18 protein-coding genes are annotated in these 19,938 nt (G+C 71.5%); all 18 read left to right on the forward strand.

All coding sequences use genetic code 11. The features are described from left to right. Window positions 1–40 precede the first annotated feature (40 nt). The 18 genes from OG223_RS22845 (at window position 41) to OG223_RS22930 (ending at window position 19,896) form a co-directional block, all read left to right on the forward strand. Window positions 41–694: a class I SAM-dependent methyltransferase gene (locus OG223_RS22845; RefSeq protein WP_329251637.1), complete on the forward strand. Its 654-nt coding sequence runs from the start codon at window positions 41–43 to the stop codon at window positions 692–694. A 51-nt stretch (window positions 695–745) separates the two neighbouring features. Beyond that, window positions 746–1,393: a YqcI/YcgG family protein gene (locus tag OG223_RS22850; RefSeq protein ID WP_329251640.1), complete on the forward strand. Its 648-nt coding sequence runs from the start codon at window positions 746–748 to the stop codon at window positions 1,391–1,393. Then, window positions 1,390–1,944, forward strand: a complete 555-nt coding sequence (locus OG223_RS22855) for a non-canonical purine NTP pyrophosphatase (protein ID WP_329251643.1) — start codon at window positions 1,390–1,392, stop codon at window positions 1,942–1,944. The genes OG223_RS22850 and OG223_RS22855 overlap by 4 nt, the downstream gene beginning before the upstream one ends. Before the next feature lie 49 nt (window positions 1,945–1,993). Beyond that, window positions 1,994–2,560, forward strand: a complete 567-nt coding sequence (locus tag OG223_RS22860) for a TIGR00730 family Rossman fold protein (RefSeq protein WP_329251645.1) — start codon at window positions 1,994–1,996, stop codon at window positions 2,558–2,560. Between the two features lie 34 nt (window positions 2,561–2,594). Further along, window positions 2,595–3,758, forward strand: coding sequence for a GNAT family N-acetyltransferase (locus tag OG223_RS22865; protein ID WP_329251648.1), 1,164 nt, complete (start codon window positions 2,595–2,597; stop codon window positions 3,756–3,758). Window positions 3,759–3,849: 91 nt separating this feature from the next. After that, window positions 3,850–5,085: a cytochrome P450 gene (locus OG223_RS22870; RefSeq protein WP_329251650.1), complete on the forward strand. Its 1,236-nt coding sequence runs from the start codon at window positions 3,850–3,852 to the stop codon at window positions 5,083–5,085. A 1,006-nt stretch (window positions 5,086–6,091) separates the two neighbouring features. Further along, window positions 6,092–7,414, forward strand: coding sequence for a glycosyltransferase (locus OG223_RS22875; protein ID WP_329251653.1), 1,323 nt, complete (start codon window positions 6,092–6,094; stop codon window positions 7,412–7,414). A gap of 143 nt (window positions 7,415–7,557) precedes the next feature. Continuing rightward, window positions 7,558–8,772 carry a sedoheptulose 7-phosphate cyclase gene (locus OG223_RS22880; protein ID WP_329251656.1) on the forward strand — a complete coding sequence of 405 codons (1,215 nt, stop codon included), beginning with the start codon at window positions 7,558–7,560 and terminating at the stop codon, window positions 8,770–8,772. Beyond that, a complete protein-coding gene (locus OG223_RS22885) occupies window positions 8,762–9,508 on the forward strand; it encodes a cupin domain-containing protein (RefSeq protein ID WP_329251659.1) in 747 nt (248 codons plus the stop codon). The genes OG223_RS22880 and OG223_RS22885 overlap by 11 nt, the downstream gene beginning before the upstream one ends. Further along, window positions 9,505–10,434 carry a VOC family protein gene (locus OG223_RS22890; protein ID WP_329251661.1) on the forward strand — a complete coding sequence of 310 codons (930 nt, stop codon included), beginning with the start codon at window positions 9,505–9,507 and terminating at the stop codon, window positions 10,432–10,434. Before OG223_RS22885 ends, OG223_RS22890 begins: the two co-directional genes overlap by 4 nt. Next, on the forward strand, window positions 10,431–11,132 hold the full coding sequence (locus tag OG223_RS22895) for an HAD-IA family hydrolase (protein WP_329251664.1): 702 nt from the start codon (window positions 10,431–10,433) through the stop codon (window positions 11,130–11,132). Before OG223_RS22890 ends, OG223_RS22895 begins: the two co-directional genes overlap by 4 nt. Continuing rightward, on the forward strand, window positions 11,129–11,896 hold the full coding sequence (locus OG223_RS22900) for an SDR family NAD(P)-dependent oxidoreductase (protein WP_329251666.1): 768 nt from the start codon (window positions 11,129–11,131) through the stop codon (window positions 11,894–11,896). The genes OG223_RS22895 and OG223_RS22900 overlap by 4 nt, the downstream gene beginning before the upstream one ends. A gap of 74 nt (window positions 11,897–11,970) precedes the next feature. Continuing rightward, complete coding sequence (locus OG223_RS22905; protein ID WP_329251669.1) at window positions 11,971–13,239, forward strand: glycosyltransferase; 1,269 nt, start codon at window positions 11,971–11,973, stop codon at window positions 13,237–13,239. A gap of 77 nt (window positions 13,240–13,316) precedes the next feature. Then, window positions 13,317–14,522 carry an MFS transporter gene (locus OG223_RS22910; RefSeq protein ID WP_329251672.1) on the forward strand — a complete coding sequence of 402 codons (1,206 nt, stop codon included), beginning with the start codon at window positions 13,317–13,319 and terminating at the stop codon, window positions 14,520–14,522. Window positions 14,523–14,547: 25 nt separating this feature from the next. Further along, window positions 14,548–15,783 carry an MFS transporter gene (locus OG223_RS22915; protein WP_329251675.1) on the forward strand — a complete coding sequence of 412 codons (1,236 nt, stop codon included), beginning with the start codon at window positions 14,548–14,550 and terminating at the stop codon, window positions 15,781–15,783. 65 nt (window positions 15,784–15,848) lie between these two features. Then, window positions 15,849–18,299: a glycosyltransferase gene (locus OG223_RS22920; RefSeq protein ID WP_329251678.1), complete on the forward strand. Its 2,451-nt coding sequence runs from the start codon at window positions 15,849–15,851 to the stop codon at window positions 18,297–18,299. Between the two features lie 30 nt (window positions 18,300–18,329). Beyond that, a complete protein-coding gene (locus tag OG223_RS22925) occupies window positions 18,330–18,659 on the forward strand; it encodes a hypothetical protein (protein ID WP_329251680.1) in 330 nt (109 codons plus the stop codon). Window positions 18,660–18,726: 67 nt separating this feature from the next. Further along, window positions 18,727–19,896: a glucose-1-phosphate adenylyltransferase family protein gene (locus OG223_RS22930; RefSeq protein ID WP_329251682.1), complete on the forward strand. Its 1,170-nt coding sequence runs from the start codon at window positions 18,727–18,729 to the stop codon at window positions 19,894–19,896. Window positions 19,897–19,938 lie beyond the last annotated feature (42 nt).

Below are 19,938 nucleotides of genomic sequence, written 5' to 3' on the forward strand. Positions count from 1 at the left end.
CGACAGGACGAGCAACCGAACCAGGAGAGGAAGAACAACGATGAAGACCAGCAGCCTCTGGGGAACGCCGCCTTCACGCTTCTACCGCTTTCTCAAGCGCCTCGGGGAGGAGGCCGAGGGCAATCCACCGACCCTGGCCGTCGTCGGCTGCGCGGACGGCAAGTTCGTCCTTCCCGCCGCTCGTCGCGGGTTCAAGGTGTGGGCGATCGACATCGACGAGATCGCCCTCTTCGGAGGCATGAAGCAGGACACCTCGGGCGAGGTCCACATGCCGGGGCTCCGGTCGCGGGTCAAGGACGAGGACCTCGAGGAACTCGTGGAGATCGTGCACGGCGACTTCATGGAATCGGCGCCCGGCCGGACCTTCGACGGCGTCTTCACCAGCGGCGCCCTCCAGTACTCCAACAACATGGAGCACAGCCTGACGCAGATGGTGGACGCGGTGGGTGATCTGGTGCGTCCGGGAGGCCTGTTCTACCTCGACTACATGCTGCCCTACGAGGAGAAGTACAAGGGCCGCCCGAACTGTCCCGAAGCCCCCTGGTGGGCCGAGTACCTCAAGCAGCGTCCGCAGTGGGACGTCCAGTACAACCGCGTCATGGAGCCGACGCTCGACCGCGCCCACGTCGAGTACCCGGTCGACCACTACCACCAGTGGGGGCATGCGCTCGCGGTGCGTGCCCCGTCGGCCTAGGGGCGGCGGGCCGTGCCGCGTGCCGAACAGGACGACGAAATCTTGGAGTCGGTGGCTCCGATCGTGGCCGGGACGCTGTGCCCCTTCGCGGTCAAGGCGCGCATGCGCGGTGCTCCCGCCTACGACGAGGGCCGCTCGCTGCGCGCCAACCTGGAGGCCTCCGTCCCCGCCTTCACGTGCTTCACCGAGGACACGCGGACGGAGGAACTGGACGCGTTCGTCTACCGGTTTCCCCGGTCGGCGGTCGGCGACGACATCAATCGGCTGGCGCGGCTGGTGCGCACGCTCGTCGAGGTCCTGCTCGTCCACGACCCCGTCGACCCGCGCGTACCGGCACGGCGCGACATCCTGGCCGCGCGCTGGCGGCTGTCCTTCGCCGGCGTCGACTACTTCGCGCCTGTCTTCTCACCCGTCTACGGGAAGGAGCACAGCCGATACACCTACGGAGTGAGTGACAGCGTGTTCGTCCTGATGCAGCCGAACAGTTCCTTCCACACACGGCTCGGAAGCAGGGCCACGAAGATCCGCGGGAACATAAGGTCGCGTTTCGAAGAGGCCGGACAGCCGTACCCGAGCACGGAACTCGAAGCGCACAAGTTCGTCCTCCCGCTCAACCCCGAAGACAATCCGGTGAATTGGTACGACTTACCGCCGTTTCCCCGGGACTGCATCGCCGAGAGAGGGCTCATGGCCTCGTGAACAAAGTACTTCTCGCCAGTCAGAACTCCATCAAGCTCGAAGAGGTCCGCAGCGTCTTCCCCGAGGTCGACGTGGTGCGCGTCGATCTGCTGGAAGTGCAGTCGGTGGACGTACGGCGGGTGGTGGAGCACAAGCTCGAACAGGTCGCGGCCCTGCGGCTGCCCGTACCGGTCCTCGTCGAGGACACGGGACTCGCCGTGGAGGCCTGGAACGGCCTGCCCGGAGCGCTGGTCAAGTGGTTCGTGGACGGGCTGGGCGCCCAGGGACTCAAGGATGCCTTCCCCGCCGACGGGCCCGCCACGGCGATCGCCACCAGCGCGGTGGGCGTCGTGTTCGACGGCGAGCGCGCGGTGTGGGAGGGGCACACCGAAGGGAGACTGGTCGACAGCCGGGGCGGACTCGGCGGCTGGACACCGGTGTTCGAAGTGAAGGACACCGGACTCACCCTCGGCGAGATGACTTTCGCCGACCGGATGCGCTGGACCATGCGGCGGGAGCCGCTGCTGGCAGCCCGGGACTGGATCTCCAAACGCACCGCCACGGCGTCGTGAGCGCCCCGCGCGCCGACCAGAGAACACACCCACCCGCCCAGGAGGCACGGTGAACATCTGCGTATTCCTCTCCGCCGCCGATCTCGACGAGCGCTATGTCGAGCCGACCCGTGAATTCGCCGAACAGCTCGGCAGCTCCGGCCACACCCTGGTGTGGGGTGGCTCCGACGTCGGCCTGATGAAGGTGCTCGCGGACGGCGTCCAGGCCGCGGGCGGACGGCTGTGCGGCGTCTCCGTGGAGTTCCTGACACATGTCGTACGACCCGGCTGCGACGAGATGGTGATCACCAAGGACCTGGGGGAACGCAAGGCGCTCCTGCTGGACAAGGCGGACGCCGTCATCATGCTGGTCGGCGGCACCGGGACCCTGGACGAGACCACCGACATCCTGGAACTGAGGAAACACGAGCTGTCCGACAAGCCCCTCGCCGTGGTGAACACCGCGGGCTTCTACGACGGACTCAAGATCCAGTTGGAGCGCATGGACGCCGAGGGTTTCCTGCCGATACCACTGCCCCGGCTCATGTACTTCGCCGACACGGGCAAGGAAGCGCTCGACTATGTCGAGAAGTACGCCGAGAAGCACGCCGTGGAACAGGCCCCGACAGCCGGCTGACCGTCTGCCGGACCGGACGAAGGAGGACTTCCGCGTGGAGACACCGATCCTGCGGGCACAGGACATGGACGTGGTGGCGGGACGCTGGTCCCTGCTCGCGGAGAGTCTCTACTCGCTGCCCAACTGGCTGCGTACGGCGGAGAGTCGCGAGGGCGACCGCCACTACTCGGTTCTCGACGGCGAGCCCGCCCCGCGAGGCGGGCTCGTCGTCTACCACATGACCGAGAAGAGCTGGTTCTACAACAACCCCGTCGCGCAGTTGGTCCACCCGGACCCGGCCCTGCGGCCGTTCCTCACCCCGGAGGAACAGCGGCGGCTCTCCGATCACGCCGTCCGACTGGAGAAGGCCGCCGCCCGGCTCTCCCCGGCGCTGGTGTCCGTCCTGCCCAGCGGGTACCTCCCGGGTCTGCTCAGGGCCCCGGGCGCGGACGACGGAGTGATCGGAGAACTGGCGGACGAACTGGAGCACCTGTGCACCGGGCAAGGTCTGGAGACCGCCGCCGTGATGCACGTGCCGGAACGGGACACCGTCCTGCGCGGCGCACTGGAGGGCCGGGGGTACGTGCCGTACGTCTCCGTCGGCGACTGCGTCCTGCCCGTCTCCTGGCCGGACTTCGACGGCTACCTGGACGGTCTGCGCAGCCCGAGACCGACCCGGATCCGCCGGGAGATACGGGGCTTCGAGGAGTCGGGCGCGATCCTGCGCGAGACCACGGTCGACGACCTGGACGACCGGCACGCACACCTGCACGCCGAGCACCTCCGGCGCTACGGCCATGACGTCCACGTCAAGGGATCGCGCGCCCTGATCAGCGCGATCCAGCGCAACCCCACCGGCCGGGGCAGAGTGCTGGAGGCCTGGCGCGGGGACGTCCTGGTCGGCTTCGTCGTCTGCTACGAGGCGAACCGGGAGTTCCACCCGAAGATGATCGGCGTCGGCCCCGAGGAGCGAAAGGCCTTCACCTACTTCAACCTCTGCTACTACGGCCTGATCCGCATCGCCGCCCGGGAGAACGCGCACCGCGTCGTCTACGGGCCGGAGTCCTACGAGGCCAAGGCGTTCCGTGGCTGCGCGCCGGAGAGGCGGATCAGCTATCTCCGGGTACCGGAGGACCTGCGCGACGACGTCGCCGCCACGGCGGCCGTGATCGACGCCGCGGGCCGGCGCCGGCTCGACTCCTTCGCCTGGCAGACCTGAGCGGACCCGACGAACCCCGCACAGCCCGCACTTCCGTCGAGCCGCCCGCCCGTCCCCCCACAACGTTCAGCGGGTCTGGAGGACCCTTCCCATGGCTGAAACCGGTATCGTCCCGTCCGCCGACTCCGACACCGCGCCGGCGTATCCCACCGTCCGCACCGGGTGTCCGCTGGACCTGCCCCCGCGGGTCGGGGAGTTGCGTGAGGAACGCCCCGTCGCCAGGGTCACGCTCTGGGACGGCAGCCGCCCCTGGCTGGTGACGCGCTACGACGACTCGCGGCAGGCGCTCCGCGACCCCAGGCTGAGCGCGGATCTGCACCGCCCCGGGTTCCCCTTCATCTCCCCGGTCCAGAAGCTCCAGCAGAACCAGGATCTGCCGGTGGGGTTCCTGCGCATGGACCCGCCCGAGCACACCAGGCAACGTCGCATGCTCATACCGGAGTTCATCGTCAAACGCATGGAGCGGATACGCCCCGAGGTCGACGCCCTGGTGGCGTCGCTGCTCGACGACATGACGCGGTCCGGCTCGTCGGCCGACCTGGTCGGCTCCTTCGCGCTGCCGCTGCCGTCCCTGGTGATCTGCCGACTGCTGGGCGTGCCGTACCAGGACCACGACTTCTTCCAGGAGCAGAGCCGGCTGATGCTCGACCAGACGGCGGGGGTCGACCAGGTCCTCGCCGCCCGTGCGGAACTGCGCGACTACTTCGACCGGCTGGCCGTGCACAAGGCCGCCCGGCCGGACGACGACCTGCTCAGCCGGCTGGTGGCGGAGCAGGAGGCACCGGGGCATCTCACCCACGACGAGGTCGTCGGCATGGCCGCCGTGCTCCTGGTCGCCGGCCACGAGACCACCGCCAACATGATCGGCATCGGTGTGCTGAACCTGCTGGAGACCCCGGACCAGTGGGCGGCGCTGTGCGAGGACCCCGGTCTGGTCCCGGGGGCCGTGGAGGAACTGCTGCGCCACCAGACCATCATCCACACGGGCCTGCCCCGCGTGGCGACGGAGGACCTGGAGATCGGCGGTGTCACCGTCCGGGCCGGCGAAGGCGTCCTGATCCAGCTCGCGTCCGCCAACCGTGACCCGCGGGTCTTCGACGCCCCGGACCGGTTGGACGTCCGGCACCCACCACGCCGGCACCTGGCCTTCGGCTTCGGCGTCCACCAGTGCCTTGGCCTCCCCCTGGCCCGCGTGGAACTCCAGTCGGCCCTGACCGGCCTCGTCCGCGAACTGCCCGGCCTGACGATCACCAAGTCCCTCGACGAGCTGGCCTTCCGGCACCGCATGAACGTCTACGGCCCGGTAGAACTGCCCGTGACCTGGTAACGGGCGGACATCCACGGGCAGTACGTCACGCCGTGGCGTCCGCCGAAGCCGACCGGGAGTCCGCGCCGGAGAGCCGGGGATCGGGCACGTGGAGGCGAGGCGGACCATGTCCGCGCCGACGACCGGTTCCGCGCACGAGACCGGCCCCGACGCCTCTGCGCGACACCCGCACCGCGCATCGGTGAGCCCGGCCGGCCCGTACGGTCCCAGGCGTTGGACAGACCGCAGCCCGTGGAAGACCCGGCGATCGAACTCCCCCACACCGGTGACACTCGCCATGTGCGGGGAGTCGCCGCAGACGGTGCGCATCGTGGCCGGAACCCGTGAGCCGGCACTGGTGCCGCGTCCTGCCCGGGCCGCGGGGCTCCGGCGGCGCGGCCGATACGCGCGATACGGGCGCTGTCCCGCCGTCGGTGCGGTCGGCGAGCGGGCGCATGCGCGGCGGGCGGGTGACCTTCGCCGAACAAATGGAGCGGCCGGCCGTGCGCCACGGGCGTCGGACCCGCAGCCGGCAGTCCCGCTGAACGCGAAAGCGGTGGTCCTGAGCCATATTCCGCTCACCACGCGGACGACAGGACCGGGCGGCACACCCCCTGCTCCGCGAACGCGTCCCGCGGACCACCCGTTCTTTACAGTGAGTTCATTGACCCAAAACAAACCCACCCACGAACTTCACACTCCAATTCTCGGTGCGTGTGAACAGTTCATTTCATGGATGAAAAGTCGATCACCGATCTCCGGCTGTTCTGGCTTGTTTCAACCCCTCAACAAGTGTAGCCATGTTCGATACGTCGAACTGCACAGTTCAGGGCGTGATCATTTGTCCGGAAACCCGCAGAGCCCATGGTTGAAAACCATCACTTGACCGATCAAGAGAGCGCTCCATAGACTCATCGCGGATCTTGATTTTCAAGAACTAAATGGGGGTGCCATGAGGTCTCTCGTCAGCGAGGTCACCACGAATTCTGTCGCCGATATGTCCCGTGGGGTGTCCATTCCTGCCCGCATGGCGCAGGCCTTAGCCCGGCTGACCGTCTGGCATATCAACACCACCGCCGTCGGCGGTGGTGTTGCTGATTTACTGGAAAAAACCGTCGGCCTGCACAATGATTCGGGACTGCGGGCGCGCTGGCTCGTGCTCACCGGTGAGGCGCCGTTCTTCGCGGTGACGAAACGGCTCCACCACCGGCTGCACGGCACTCCCGACCCGTTCGGCGAGCTGGGCCCGGCCGACCGGGATCTCTACGAGGACACCACGCTCCGGCAGGCGCACGCGGTGCTGGACCGGGTGGCGCCGGGCGACCTCTGCGTCCTGCACGACCCGCAGACCCTCGGACTGGCCCCGCACCTCGCGGCCGCCGGGCTGCACGTCGTCTGGCGCTGTCACATCGGCACCGACACACCCTCCGAGGTGGTCCGCGACACCTGGTCCTTTCTCGACCCCTACCTCCAGGCACCCGCGCGCTGCGTGTTCTCGGCCGAGGGGTACGCCCCGCCGGCCCTGACACGCGAGGAGGGGCGGGTGGTCATCCTGCGCCCCTCGATCGACCCGGCCACCCGCAAGAACCGTCCGATGACGGACATGGCGGTTCACCAGCAGTTACGCACCATCGGGCTAGAAGCAGGAGACCGCCGCCCCGCCCGCTCCCCCGCCGCCCGCACGGCCCGCATCGTGCAGGACCGCCCGCTCCCGGCGGACGCCCCGCTGATCCTCCAGGTCTCCCGCTGGGACCCCCTCAAGGACATGGCCGGCGTGCTGCGGGCCTTCACCGACCACATCGCGCCGGCCCGGCCCGACACCCATCTCGTGCTCGCCGGTCCGGAGCCGTCCGACATCCCCGACGACCCCGAGGGCGCCCAGATCCTCGGCGAACTGCACCGCGCCCGGGAACCGCTCGACGCCCGGGTACGAGGACGCGTCCACCTGGTCACCCTGTCCCTGCGGGACGCCGCGGCCAACGCCGACTCCGTCAACGCGCTGCAACGGCGCGCGGACGTCGTCGTACAGAAAAGCCTCCAGGAGGGGTTCGGTCTCACCGTCACCGAGGCGATGTGGAAGAGCAGGGCCATCGTCGCCAGCGCCGTCGGAGGAATTCCGCACCAGATCCGCGACGGGTTCGAGGGCACGCTGGTACCGGACCCCCATGACCTTTCCGCTTTCGGCCGCGCCGTTCTCCGACTGCTCTCGGACCCCGGTCTGCGCGCGAGGATCGGCACCGCGGCACACCGCCGCTGCACGAAGGACTTCCTCATCTACCGGGAATTCCTGGAGTACTGCTCGCTCTACGTCGACGTACTCCAGCAGACCTGGGCCACCAGGAATGCGTGACCATTACCGAGCGTAGAACGAAATACAGAACAGGCGAAGAACAGAGCGAAGAACAGAGCGCTGCGCCGAGCGCAGTACCCGGAGAGCCGCACCAATTCCTTTCCCTCCGTACCCGATGAGGTCACAGCGAAATGGAAAGTGTCGTGCAGTCAACGCCCCGTTCTCTCCCCGATCCGGACGAACTCCTGGTGTCCGGCCTCGTCAGGAATGACGACCACCGGCCCAACTGGCTGGTGCAGGCGGCCAATCCGGTCAGTTACGAGGTCCGTATGGTCGACGGACTCCTCGATCCCGCCCGCCCCGACCTCGCCCGCGCCGGCACCACCGAACTCACCGACGAGCGGCGGTTCATCGTCCTCGACAAGCAGGTCGAGCGACACTACGGCGACCAGTTGCGCGCCTATCTCAAGGCCCACGACCTGGACCCGTACTTATGCACGCTCCCCGCCGAGGAGCGCAACAAGACGATGGACAGCGTCTCGCACGTGGTCCACGAACTCGACGCGTTCGGGATCTCCCGACGGCACGACCCGATCATCGCCATCGGCGGCGGTGTCCTGCTCGACATCGTCGGCTTCGCCGCCAGTCTGTACCGGCGCAGCACCCCGTACGTCCGCATCCCCACGACGCTCATCGGCATCGTCGACGCCGGCGTGGGCGTGAAGACCGGCGTCAACTTCGGCAGCCACAAGAACCGGCTCGGCAGCTACTTCGCCCCGGCGCTCGCGCTGTTGGACAAGTCGTTCCTGGCCACGCTCGACGAACGGCACATCAGCAACGGCCTGGCCGAGATCCTGAAGATCGCGCTGGTGAAGGACGAGCGGCTGTTCGGCCTGCTGGAGCGGCACGGCGGCGCGCTGGTGGCGGCCAGGATGCAGCCCGGGAGCGCCGAGGGGGACGTAGGGCAGGAGGTTCTGGAACGCGCCGTCCACGGCATGCTCGAGGAGCTCCAGCCCAACCTGTGGGAGAGCGACCTGCAGCGCCTGGTCGACTACGGGCACACCTTCAGCCCCACCATCGAGATGCGGGCCCTGCCGGACCTGCTGCACGGCGAGGCCGTCGGGATCGACATGGCGCTGACCACCGCGATCGCGCACCGGCGCGGACTGGTCGACGAGACGGAGCAGCGCCGTATCGGGGCCGTCATGCGCGGGCTGAAGCTGCCGCAGCATCACCCGGTGTGCGAGGTGGGCAGTCTGGCCGATGCTCTGGAGGACACCGTCCGGCACCGGGACGGGCTGCAGCGGCTGCCGCTGCCGGTGGGCATCGGCTCGGCCCGGTTCGTCAACGACGTGACGGTGGACGAGATCGAGCGGGCCGTCGCCGTCCTGGCCGCCGGAGGGCTCGATGCGCGCTGAACTCCAGGTGTCCGACCTGAGTTCGCCCTCGGACGTGCACGGTGTGCACGGCGCGGCCGGGGTGACCCAGTGGCGGTCGCTCGCGGGCGGGCGCGGGCTGCGCGGGCCCTACGAGGCCGTCGAGTGGGCCTGTGTCCCCCCTGGCGGACTCAGCGGCGAGCACCTGCACACCCGTACCGAGGAGATCTACGTCCTGCTGACCGGCCGCGGGGAGGCGCTCCTCAACGGCGTGCCCCACCCGGTGCGGGCCGGACAGCTCGTCGTGACCGGCCTGGGCGCCACCCACGGTCTGCGCAACACCGGTCCGTCACCGCTGAGTTGGCTGACCCTCGAAGTCCCCGCCCCCCGCACGCTGGCCCTCGCCGGCACCCCCCGGAAGGACGCGCCCATGGCACCCCTGCCCGACGGCGAAGCGGTGATCGTCGACCTCGGCGAACTGCGCGACGTGGACCCCCGGCCGACGCTCCAGGGCCCGCTGCGCCGGATCCGGCTGCTGGAACCGGCGCCGGGCGCGCGGGAGCACCTGCCGGGGCAGGGCTTCGAGCACACCGTGTTCGTGCTGGAGGGCACCGCGACGGCGAGCGGCCCGTCCGGCGACGTCGCCCTGCGCGAGGGCATGGCGGTGACCACGTCCGGCGGCGAGGACCTGACGATCACCGGGTCCGGCGGAGGGTTCAAGGCCGTCTGCGCGAGCTTCGTCATACCGTCGCCGCACGGGACGGGGACGGGCCTGTGATCGTCACGGACAGCACCGCCGCCTCGACCGTGCGGGACCCCGACGGCCACCGCAGGAGCTGGCGTTGTCTCGCCCGCCGGGGCATGTTGTTCAGCGAGTGCGAGTCGATCGACCACGTGGCCCTGGACAAGGGGTCCGAGCTGGACGCGGACCCGCGGGCGGGTACCGAGGCCCTCTGGTACGTGGTGCGCGGTGACGCCGTGTTCCACCCGGGCGACGGCGCCGCCGGCCGTCCGGTCCGGGGCGGCCGGGCCGTGCTGCTCCCGGCCGGTGCGGCCGGGCGGCTGGTGGCCGACACCACCACCGAGGTCGTCGTGGTGACCTGTGTGCCGGACGCGGTGGCGCGCCGGCTCCCCCCGCGGGCTCCGGAACTGCCCGCGCCGGCGCGGGGCATCCCGACCGCGACCAACGTCGACCACATCGCGTACACCGTGCCGGACCTGGAGGAGGCCGTGCGGTTCTTCGTCGACGTCCTCGGTGCCGACCTGCTCTACCGGGAGGACACCGTCCGCGCGGACGACGACTGGATGCGCGAGGCGCTCGACGTGCACCCGCGGGCCACGGCGGACATCGCGATGCTCCGCCTCGGGCCGGTCACCAACCTCGAACTGTTCCAGTACGCGGCGCCGGACCAGAACCCGACCGGGCCCAGGAACAGTGACGTCGGCGGTCACCATCTCGCCTTCTACGTACGGGACATCGACGCGGCGACGGAGTACCTGCGCCGCCGGCCCGGCGTGCGGCTCCTCGGGGACGGGCCCCGGACGGTGACGAGCGGGCCGATCGCGGGAGACCGCTGGCTGTACTTCCTCACCCCGTGGGGGATGCAGATGGAGCTGATCAGCCTGCCCGACAGGCTCCCCTACGAGGACGGGACCCCGCACCGCCGGTTCGGTCCGCGCGCGTCCTGGTCCGAGACGTCATGACGGACACGACGGACACGACAGACGGGACGGAACTGGTCTGCCGCGCCGTGCTGTTCGACCTGGACGGTGTCCTGGTCGCGTCGGGAACGGTGGTGGAGCGCTCCTGGACCGAGTGGGCCCGCCGCCAGGGCCTGGCACCGGAGCGGGTGCTGGCCGCCTGTCACGGCAAGCGGTCGAAGGACGTCGTCGCCGCCCTCGCGCCCCACCTGGACGCGCCGGCGGAGGCCTCGCGGCTGGAGGCCGTACAAGCGGCCGACGCCGACGGCCTCACCCGGTGCACGGGCGCCGAGGCCGTGCTCGCCGCCCTCGCGGGGGTGGCCTGGGCGGTGGTCACCTCGGGCACCAGGGCCCTGGCCACGTCCCGGCTGCGCGGTGTCGGGCTTCCGGTGCCGGACGTGCTGGTCACCGCCGACGACGTCAGCAGCGGCAAGCCCGCGCCGGACGGCTATCTGACGGCGGCCGCCGCGCTCGGGGCCCGGGCCGCGGACTGCGTGGTCGTGGAGGACGCGCGGCCGGGGGTCACCGCCGCGCGCGCCGCCGGCATGGCCGTCGTGGGGATACGGGGTCCGGCGCTCGGCCCGGAGGAAGAGCTGGACCGGGTCGTCGACAGCGTCGGGGACCTCGCGCCCCGGGTCCGCGCCCAGCGCATCGTCCTGCTGGGCCGCGCCCCCGTCACCCGTCCGAAGGAGGCGTCATGAGTACGGATCCGTCCGCCGTCGGTCTGGTGACCGCGGGCTCCGGCGGCATCGGCCGGGCCGTGGTCGAGGAACTGCTGGCGAGGCGTGTCGTCGGGCGGCTCGTCGTCGTCGACGCGCGCAAGCCCGAGGAACCGCTGCCCGAGGGGGCCGAGTTCCGGGAGTGCGACCTGCGGGACACCCGTCGGCTGGCCGCGCTGGTCGCGGGACTTCCCGCACGGTTGTCGGTCCTGGTGAACGTGCTCGGCGGTGAGCGGCGGCCGCCCGTCGCGCCGGTGACCGATGTCGCCTGGCCGCCGCCGGAGGTCTGGGACGACATCATCGATCTCAATGTCTCGGCCGCCTACCGGCTGACGCGCGCCGTGGCCGACCGGCTCGGCCCGGGCTCGGCGGTGTGCAACGTCAGTTCCATCGCCGCCGCGATGCCCTGGGCGGTCTCGCCGGCCTACGGTGCCGCCAAAGCCGCCCTGGAGCACTGGAGTTCGTCCCTCGCCGTCCTGCTCGCACCGCGCGCGGTCAGGGTCAATCTGGTGCGCCCCGGCTTCGTGTGGAGCCGGCAGTGGGCGGCGGTCGACCGCGCCGAGTTCGAGCGCGTGGTGGCCGACCGGGTCCCGCTGCGCGAGGCGCCGCCGCACACCGGCCGGGAGCAGACGGCCACGGACATCGCGGCCTCGGTCGCCTTCCTCTGCTCGGACGACGCCCGGCATGTGACGGGCCAGGCCATCAACGTCGACGGCGGGGCGGCGCTGGTGCGCGCCGCCCGGTGACGGCCGCCCGAAGGCCCCCACGACCCGACCAGTCAGCTCTCAGCCAGTCAGCTCTCAGAAGGGCAGAGATCACCATGCGTGAAGAAGCCGTCCCCGCCCCACGGCTGTCCGTGGTCATCCCCACGTACAACCGGCTCGCCCTGCTGGACCGGACCCTGGGGTCACTGGCCCGGCAGGATCTGCCGGCGTCGGAGATCGAGGTGGTCGTCGCCGACGACGGTTCCTCGGACGGCACCGCCGAACTGGTCCGCTCCTACGCCGACCGGCTGCGGCTGCGCTACTACTTCCAGGAGGACCTCGGCTTCCGGGTGGCGGCCGCCCGCAACGGTGGGGCCCGGCTGGCGACCGCCGAGGTGCTGGCCTTCCTCGACACGGGCGTGATCGTGGGCCCGGGCTGGGCGCGGGCCCACCTGGAGGCGCACGCGGACGGCCGCCGGCACGCGGTGCTCGGCTACTGCTACGGCTACAACCCGGCGCAGCCCTTCCGGGAGATGGAAGGGCTCGTCGACACCCTGCCGCCCGAGGAGGTGGTGCGGCGGTTCGGCGAGGTGCCGGCCTTCCAGGACATGCGGCTGCCCGACTACGAACGCGTCGGCTTCGACCCCGGCCGCATGGCCATGCCGTGGGTGTTCCTGTGGACGCTCAACTTCTCCCTCCGTACGGCGGACTTCCGGGCGGTCGGCGGCTTCGACGAGGGCTTCACGGACTGGGGCGTGGAGGACATCGAGCTGGGCTACCGGCTGCACGCGGACGGCACCGCCATGACCGCCTCCCGGGCGGGCTGGGGCATCGAGCTGCCGCACGAGCGGGCGCACGACGAGGCCGCCGTCAGCATCATGCGCAACTGCCAGCGGTTCCTCGACCGGCACCCCGGGGTGCAGACCGAGCTGTACTGGGCGGTGTCCTCCCGCGGCCTCGTCGTTCCCCTCGAAGTCGAATGGGACGATCTGCTGGCCTGGACCGCCGCCGCCGCGGAGCAGGACGCGGCCGACGAACTCCTGGAGCACACCCGGGACTTGATGGACCGCCCCGGTGATCCGGTGCGGGTCGCGGTGTTCGGCTGCGGCGGCCGGCTGCCCGCCGAGTGGGCGTCGGCCAACGCGCGGTTCACACTGTGCGACTTCGACGCCGGGGCCCTGGGGCGGGCCGTGGACACCGGGCCCGCCACGATCGACGGCTCGCTCCAGGTGTGCGGGATGCGCACCCCCTGGCCCGACCGGCACTTCGACGTCGTGGTCGTCACCTCCCGGCTCGCGGGCGGGCTGTGGGGCCGGTGGGGCGATCACGTCCTGGCCGAGGCCAAGCGGCTGGGCGGCGAAGTGCGCGGCCCGGAAAAGATCTGAGGCGGTCTTATCTTTCAGGGTCCCTTCCTGAAAGATAAGCGCCGTCAGCTCACCTCACCCGACCGAGGAGAACGCTCATGGAAGCGACGACCGACCGGGCCCCACAGCCCGCCGTAGGGTTACAGCGGACGCGGTTACGCACCGCGACCGTCTTCGCCGTCCACGGCGCCGTCGCCGGCACCTTCGCCACCCGGATTCCGTGGATCGTCTCCCATCTGAGGATCAGCGACGGCTCGCTCGGCATCGCCCTGCTCGCCCCGGCCGTCGGCTCCCTGCTGGCCATGCCCCTGGCCAGCAGGCTGGTCCACCGCTTCGGCGGACGCACGTCCCTGCGCGTCCTGCTCACCGCCTGGTGCGCCTCGCTGCTGCTGCCCGCGCTGGCACCCGACGTGGTCCTGCTCTTCGCCGGACTGCTGGTGTTCGGGGCGGCGGCGGGCATGGCGGACGTGGTGATGAACGCCGCCGGCGTCGAGCTGGAACAGGAGATGGGCCGCTCGGTCATGGCCGGGATGCACGGCATGTGGGGCGTCGGCGGCCTGATCGCCTCGGGCGCCGGGGCCCTCGCCGCGGCCGCCCACGTGGACGCCCGCATCCACTTCGCGGCCGCGTCCGCCGTCCTCGCCGCCGTCGGGCTGTACGCCGTCCAGGGCGCCCTCGACATCCGGCCGCGGCCCGGGCAGCAGAAACCGCCCCGCTTCGCGCTGCCGCCGCGCTCCGCGCTGGTCATCGGCGCGGTCGGCTTCTGCGCCGTCTTCGCCGAGGGAGCGAGCGGCAACTGGAGCGCCCTGTACCTGAGTTCCGTCGCCCACACCTCGGACGGCATCGCGGCCGCCAGCTACACCGGGTTCGCCTGCGCCCTGGCGGTCACCCGGCTGCTCGGCGACCACGTGGTGCGGCGGATCGGCGTGGTGAACACGGTGCGCCTCAGCGGGGTCGTCGCCACGGCCGGCACGCTTCTGGTCGTCGTCGCCCGCACCCCGGCACCCGCGATCTGCGGCTTCGTCCTGCTGGGCGTCGGAGTGGCGGTCGTCCTGCCGCTGACCTTCGCGGCGGCGGGGGCGGCGGCCGCGGACAAGAGCCGCACCATCGCCGGGATCGCGACCGTCACCTACACCTCCAACCTGCTCGCCCCCGCCGTGATGGGCTTCGTCTCCGACGCCACCTCGCTGCCCGTCTCCTTCGCGCTGGTCGCCCTGCTGACCCTGACCCTGCCGTTCACGGCCTTCGTGCTGCGCAGGCCCGTCGCCCCCGCCGCCCCCGCCGAGCCGGCCACGGCCGCCTGACACCCGCGCCCTGGAGACCACCGCCATGGACCTCGTGACCGACCCGACCACCCTGCGCCGGGCCCGCACCGCCACCTCCCTCCTCTTCCTCCTGTTCGGCACCGCCCTGGGTGCCTGGACCAGCCGTATCCCCGGCGTGAAGAGCCGTCTGGACCTGAGCGACGGCCTGTTGAGCCTCGCCCTGCTGGCCTTCGCCCTGGGCGCGATCACCGGAATGACGGTGCTCGGCCGGCTGGCCGACCGCTACGGCAGCACCCGCGTCATGGTGCCCATGGCGCTGCTGGAAGGACTCCTGCTGGTCCCGCCCGCCTACGTACCGGACCTGGCCGCGCTGATCCTGGCGCTGTTCCTGTTCGGCCTGGTCCACGGGACCCTCAACATCGCGATGAACGCCAACGCCCTGGAGGTCCAGCGCGCCTGGGGCCGGCCGATCATGTCGTCGTTCCACGCCGTCTACAGCATCGGCGGCTTCCTGGGCGCCGCGGCCGGCGGCCTGTCGGCCCGTCAGGGCCTCGGCGCCGGCACGACGTTCCTCTCGGTGGGCGCCGCCGTGGTCCTGCTCGCCGTATGGGCGGCCGTCTGGGCGCTGCCCACCGCGCCGCCCGCCGCCGCACCGCACGCGGACACGCCCGCCGCCGAGCCGTCGGGCCGCGGTGTCATCCGTTCGCCGGAGCTGTGGCTCCTGGGCACGCTGGCGATGTGCGCGCTGGTCGGCGAGGGCACCGCGGCCGACTGGAGCGCCGTCTATCTGCACGAGGACCTCGGCAGCTCCCCCGGGTTCGCGGCGGTCGCGTTCGCCGCGTTCTCGGTCGCGATGACCGCGGGACGGCTGCTGGGCGACCGGCTCACGGCCCGCTTCGGGCCGGTGGCGCTGGTGCGGGCGTGCGGTGTGCTCGCCTCCGTCGGCATGACGGCGGCCCTCCTGATCGACCGGCCCTGGGCCGCGGTCGTCGGCTTCGCCTGCCTGGGGGCGGGCATGTCCTGCATCGCCCCCCAGGTCTACTCGGCGGCCGGACAGCGCGACCCGGCCCGCGCGGGCGCCGCGCTGTCCCTCGTGGTCAGCCTCGGCTACGTCGGCTTCCTCGTCGGCCCGATCGTCATCGGCGGCGTCAGCACCGTCGTGGGCCTGCCGGTGGCGCTGGGCATTCCGGCGCTCCTGGTCTTCCTGGTCGCGCTCGGGGCCCCGGCCCTGCGACCCGCGCCCCGTGCCGCGCCCGCCGACCGCGCCGACCGCCCGGGCCTGGTGTCCGGCGGCGGCTGAACCGGACCGGCCCCCGCACCCCCGGACGGGCAGCGCCCGTACAAGGACCGACCTGAGGCGGACAGTTGCACATCATCGAATGTCACTTCGAGTTCAGCGGATTCGACGACCGGCTCGTCAAAGCGGGCACCTCCGTCTATCTGTGGAACCTGGCCCGGCAGTTCCGGGACGCGGGCCACCGGGTCGGCGCGGTCACGCCCGCCCACGGTCTGCTGCCGCTGCTGCGCGAGCACTACGAGGTCGTCGACCTGGACTGGCGGACGGACGACGAGATCCCGGTGCGCCTGGACCCCGCCGAGTGGCCCGGCCATCCGGAGACCGTGCGCCTGCCGGTGTCCGCGCGCGCCCACCGCATGACCGTGGACGGCATCGACATCGTGCTGCTCAGCGGCGGCGTGCTCGACACCCACCCGGACTCCTTCTATCCGCCGCCCCGGCTGAAGGGCCACGACCTGGCCTATCTCAAGCCCCTGGTCTTCCAGGTCGTGGCCGCCCGGTACGTCAGGGAGCAGGTCGCGGCGGGCACCGTGGTGCATCTGCACGAGCCCGTCCACCACCACCTGCTGCCCGCCCTGCTGGCCGGCCGCGGCCTGCACGTGGTGTCCACGGTGCAGACGAACCTGGCGGTCGACACGAAGGTGTACGGCCCCGGGGTGCGGTCCGTGCTCGCCCACGAGGGCGCCGACGTGTCGGTGGCGGACGGCCTCGCGGATCCGCCGCTCGACGGCTTCCTGGAGCGGGCGATGCGCGCCTACCTGCCGCGCACGCTGCTCCACCGGGACTCCCCGACGCGTCCCGGGCACGACTACGTTCCGGTACTGGCCCTGGTCTCCCGTTCGGTCGCCGCGCTGGACTTCCTGTCCGACGGCCAGCTCGCGCACATGCTCTCCCAGGCCGGCACCCCCTTCGAGCAGTTGTTCCGGCACCTGACGGTGCGCCGTGAACTGCGGGCGCGCACCGGCCTGATGACCGTCGGCGGCTGCGCCATCGGCGACGAGTGGCTCGACGTACGGCGCTCCGAGGAGCGCCGCAAACGCACCCTGGACACCCTGGCGCTGGACCCCGACCTGCCCACCGTCTTCCACAACGCCCGCTACTCGGTGCAGCACAAGGGCCAGAAGGAACTGTTCCGCGGCGTACGGCGGTTGCTCGACGAGGGGCACCGGGTGAACGTCCTGCTGCACTGTCTGTCCCCCACGCCGCCCGGGGACGAGGACCTCGAGGCCCTGGCCCGCGAGCACCCCGACCGCGTACGGGTCCGTACGGATCCGATGGACACATCGGAGATCCAGGACTGGGCGACCGCGGCCGACTTCTGCGTCTTCCCGTCCAAGTTCGAGATGGACACCTTCCTGATGGCGATGGGCGAGGCGATGGCCGCGGGCTGTGTCCCCCTCGCCACCGCCCAGCAGGGCATGCGGCACTTCGGGCAGAGCGCGGACCTGGACGCGCCGGGTGCCACCGGACTGGCGCTGCCCCGCTCCTTCCGGGTGGACGACGAGGAACTGACGGAGGCGGTGCGCTCGGGTCTGCTGCGGTTGCTGGAGCTGTGGCGCACGGACCCCGCACGGATCGAGGCGCTGCGCGCGAACGCGGTGGCCGCCGGCCGGAGCTTCACCTGGAAGGCCGCCGCCGAGCGGTTCCTGGCCGTGTTCGCCGCCTGCGCCGAGGGGACCCGGCCGGCGGACGCGACCCCCGTGGTGCGCGAGGTGATCGACGCGGACGCCGCGCGACGCCCCTTCCCCGCGGGCCGCGGCCACGCCCACCGCACCGGCGACACCGTACGGATCGAATGGCGCGGCGAGGACCTCGCCCGCGTCGAGGTCGTGCCCGCCGGACCCGAGCCCCACGTGCTCCAACTCACCGCGAACGGGGGCACGTTCACCGGACAGGCCCCCTACGCCCCCGCCCTGGCGCTGCTCGTCACGGCCCGCGACGGCCGCTCCTCCTGGCACGAACTCCCGGTCACCGTCCCGGAGATCACGGCCACCTCCTCGACGGTGGTGTACCGGAACCGCTGGATGACCGTCCGGGAGGACACGACCCTGCGCCCGGACGGCACGACGGGGCTGTACGGCGTCGTCCACAAGCCCGACTTCGCGGTGGTCCTGCCGTACGCCGCCGGCGGATTCCACCTGGTCGAGCAGTACCGCTACCCGGTCAAGGGCCGCTACTGGGAGTTCCCGCAGGGCTCCTGGGAGGACCGCCCGGACATCGACCCGCTCGAACTCGCCCGCGCCGAACTGGCCGAGGAGACCGGGCTGACCGCCGCCGTGACGACCCGCATCGGGCACCTCTTCGCCGCCTACGGCTACAGCGACCAGGGCTTCCACGTCGTCCTGGCGACCGGTCTCACCCAGGGCGAACCGGACCCGGAACCGGAGGAGGCCGGGCTGAGAAGCCGCTGGTTCCCCACGGAGGAGGTGTGGCGGCTGGTCGCGGAGGGCCGCTTCAAGGACGCCCCGTCCCTGGCCGCCCTCGCCCTGTTCGCCAGGCACCAAGAAACCGACCGCTGAACGGCGGCCGGAACCCCTGGGAGGCACATGATGGCGACCCACATCCTGATGGTGCACACCCGGCCTGCACCGGGCCAGGAGGCCGCGTACCACCACTGGTACGACGACTTCCATCTGGACGAGGTGCTCCAGGTCCCGGGCTTCGTGGCCGCGCGCCGGCTCCGCCTGCTCCCGGAGCCCGAGCCGGACGGCCCACCGCTGGGCCCCGGCAGTCATCTCGCCCTGTTCACCGTGGAGTCCGACGACATCGACGCCACCCGGGAGCTGTTCCGGCAGGCGCGGAAGTCGATGGAGATCCCCTCCTGCCTCGACCCGAGCAGCGTCGCGCTGAGCTGGTGGCGCGCTCTGGGCCCCGCCTGAGCGCGGCGCGCACGACCACGTCCTCCTCCCCCTCTTCCCCGTACTCCTCGTAGGAAGGCCCGACCCCATGGCCGTACCGTCCACACCCGAGTCCGCACCGACACCCCGCACCGACCGGCCTGCCGAGGGGGTGCGCGCGGTCCTGCTGGCAGGCGGGGAGGGCCGGCGCATGGGCCCCCTGGGGCGCGGCCGGCTGAAACCGCTGGTGCCGTTCGGCGGCACCGCCCGGCTGATCGACTTCAGCCTGGCCAACGCCCGCCGCTCCGGCTTCCGGGACGTCCTGCTGCTGTCGCAGTACGAGGAGCGGCAGCTCATGGACGACCTGCACACCGTCTGGAACCGGGACCCCGGCTTCCGCGTGCACTTCGGCCCCTACGACGAGGTGTACCGCCGCTCGCCCGGCCACCTGCCCGAGACGCTGCCCGAGCGCACCCGGCCGCGTGAGCGGGGCACCGCCGACGCCCTGATCAACAAGGCCGACCACGTCTTCGAGGGCGACCCGTCCGAGGTGCTGGTGCTGCACGCCGACCACGTCTACCACTTCGACTACGGCGACATGATCCGCGGCCACCGCGCCTCGGGCGCCGCGCTCACGGTGTCGTACCAGAGGATCGACCGCCGCTACGTCCATCTCTTCGGCATGGTCGAGTTCGACGCCTCGGGGTGTCTGACCGGGTTCGTCGAGAAACCCGAACACCCCACGGGAGACCTGGTGTTCGCCGCGTTCTGCGTCTTCGACGCCGATGTGCTGCGCCGGTATCTGCGCCAGCTGGAGGGCACCGACTGGCAGCACGACATCAGCCGGGACGTCATTCCGGCGATGCTGGCCGGCGGCGAGCGCATCCGGGGCCACGAGGTCGAGGGCTACTGGGAGGACATCGGCACCGTCGACCGCTACCACCGCTCGCACCGGGGCCTGTTACGGGAGTCCCCCAGCCTGTCACTGGCGGAACTGCCGCTCACCGTACGGCCCGAGGTGCCCCGCCGCTACGTCGACGAGGGTCCCGGGGTGCGGGCCGCCATCGTCGCCGACGACCTGGTCAACGACGGTCTGCTGGACCACTGCGTGGCCTATCCCGGGGTGCGGATCGGCGCCGGGGCGGTCGTACGGGACGCCGTCCTGCTGCCCGGGGCCCGGGTGCCCGACGGGGCCCGCCTGGAATCGGTGATCGTGCTGGAGGACGGCACCGTACAGCGCTGCGACCGCGAGGCGGCGGCCGGGCGGGTGGCGGCCTGATGCGCCGGTCGAGCCACGGGACGGCCGGGTCCGGGCAGGGCC

The organism is Streptomyces sp. NBC_01478, assembly GCF_036227225.1.
In the GTDB taxonomy this organism is placed as follows: Bacteria; Actinomycetota; Actinomycetes; order Streptomycetales; family Streptomycetaceae; genus Streptomyces.